Origin of the sequence: Brunnivagina elsteri CCALA 953, from assembly GCF_002289455.1 — a bacterium.
In the GTDB taxonomy this organism is placed as follows: domain Bacteria; phylum Cyanobacteriota; class Cyanobacteriia; order Cyanobacteriales; family Nostocaceae; genus Brunnivagina; species Brunnivagina elsteri.
In genome coordinates, this window is the sequence record NZ_NTFS01000674.1 from 1 (window position 1) to 2,008 (window position 2,008).

Annotated in this window: 1 protein-coding gene; it reads left to right on the plus strand. The window is 43.7% G+C overall.

The window, feature by feature from the left end:
• Positions 1-1,266: aminomethyl-transferring glycine dehydrogenase (locus tag CK510_RS29745; protein ID WP_143289511.1), on the plus strand; the 1,266-nt coding region annotated here is incomplete at its 5' end.
• Positions 1,267-2,008: the final 742 nt, after the last annotated feature.

Sequence of the window (2,008 nt, forward strand, 5' to 3'; positions counted from 1 at the left end):
TCGCAAACAAAGGGGTATCAAATACTATTCGAGCAACTAGAGGAATGGTTAGGAGAAATCACCGGATTTGCGGGAATTTCCCTGCAACCAAACGCCGGTTCCCAAGGTGAATATACGGGACTTTTGGTTATTCGCCAGTATCATCAATCCCGTGGGGAGAGCGATCGCAATATTTGCCTCATTCCCGAATCTGCCCACGGAACCAACCCAGCCAGCGCTGTCATGTGCGGTATGAAGGTGGTTCCCGTAGCCTGTGACAATGATGGAAATGTCGATATCACCGACCTAAAAGGCAAAGCTGAGAAACACAGTAAACAACTTTCCGCATTGATGGTCACGTATCCATCGACACACGGAGTCTTTGAAGAAGGGATAAAAGAAATTTGTGCGATCGTTCACAGTCATGGTGGACAGGTATACATGGATGGGGCAAACATGAATGCTCAAGTTGGTTTATGTCGTCCTGGTGATATTGGTGCCGATGTCTGCCATTTGAATTTACACAAAACCTTCTGTATACCTCACGGTGGTGGTGGTCCTGGGATGGGTCCAATTGGTGTCGCAGCGCACCTAGTTCCTTTCCTTCCCGGACATACTGTAATTGAAATAGGCGGTGAAAAAGCTATTGGTGCTGTTTCTGCGGCTCCTTGGGGTAGTGCCAGTATCCTAGTAATTTCCTGGATGTACATTGTGATGATGGGTGCATCGGGGTTGACGGCAGCTACGAAAATCGCTATCCTCAATGCCAATTACATCGCTAAACGGTTGGAAGGTTACTATCCCGTACTCTACAAAGGTAGTAATGGGTATGTAGCACACGAATGTATCCTAGATTTGCGTGCTTTGAAAAAATCCGCCAACATCGAAATCGATGACCTAGCTAAACGGTTGATGGACTACGGTTTCCACGCGCCTACGGTATCCTGGCCCGTCGCTGGTACAATTATGGTGGAACCGACGGAAAGTGAATCCCAGGAGGAATTAGACCGATTCTGTGATGCGTTGATTGCCATTCGTGGAGAAATTGCGGCGATCGAATCTGGGAAGATGGATATTCAGGATAACCTGTTGAAGAATGCACCTCACACTGCCGAAAGTTTGATTTCCGGGGAATGGACACATCCATATACTAGGGAAGAAGCTGCTTATCCTGCTCCTTGGACGAGGGATAGTAAGTTTTGGGTTAGTGTTAGTCGGATTGATGCTGCATTTGGGGACAGGAATTTTGTTTGTTCCTGCTTACCGATGGATGCCTATGTTGAGTAGGAATTAGTAATTAGGGATGCGATCGCACTTTCCCACTCATTGACGTGCGATCACATCCTTCAAAAACCTAATTAAATTAAGTCCGATGATTTTTAAGCTGAAACCCTTCCGGATACAAGCTAATACCCCTCCGGAACATCTTTGACAAACGCAATGATATTATGCAATTAATTCTCCTTAGGGACTTCCAAGTAATTAAACATCCAATTTTTGTAGGGTGTGTTAGGTGTAAGCCGTAACGCACCGTTATTTGAAGAAATAGAATTGATTAATTTATTCTTTGGAAGTCCCTTAACTGACTTGAAAATAGGGAACAGAGAACAAGGTTTGTCATATGTCTGTACACACTTCATGGCGGCTACTTATACTGCAAACGTCTTTAACCTTGACTAATATAGAACCCCTCTCCAAACCTCTCCCCGAAGCGGAGAGAGGCTTATAGATTAAACGAAAAAGTCCAGATTTTAAGCATTTTTAGTATATCAAAGTCAAATTTTTTAAACAAACCGCCAAGACACAGAGGACGCAGAGAGAATAAAGAAATGCTTCACTGAGAATTTTAATGTTACCGCTCCACACAGCGACTGTAGTACACTTGCAAGCGCTAGCACAAGAGACAAACCATTCCACAAAAGTTTTGTTCTACCCCTGTTAAGGTGAAGTTTTTTCCAACGTATTAATAACGGTTTCAGTCTTGGAGTAATTAAAATTTGAAAGCAAAAAAATAATGTTTGCGCTCAAT